The 223-nt window shown below is 59.6% G+C and carries 1 pseudogene; it reads right to left on the minus strand.

Going from position 1 to position 223, the window contains the following annotated elements:
- Positions 1-223 (minus strand): annotated as a pseudogene (locus tag AF337_RS30660) (hypothetical protein); the annotation flags it as partial.

Consider the following 223-nt stretch of genomic DNA (forward strand, 5'->3'; position numbering starts at 1 on the left):
ACCAAGCCAAGCTTGGCGTTCGACCATGTGCTTGACGTGGCACTGTTATCGTTGCGGCCGGACTGGTCGAGAACGAACGTCCAGATATTCTTGCCGCCGTTGTATGTGTCACGGATCGCATCGATCAAGGCCCAGCGCTTGGTTGCCGACGTCGCCAGTTCCTGCACCGACTTCGAGCCGGGGACGCCCATGACGAGGGGCATGATACTGCCCCATACCGGAT

This window comes from Rhizobium ecuadorense, from assembly GCF_001187535.1.
Taxonomy (GTDB): domain Bacteria; phylum Pseudomonadota; class Alphaproteobacteria; order Rhizobiales; family Rhizobiaceae; genus Rhizobium; species Rhizobium ecuadorense.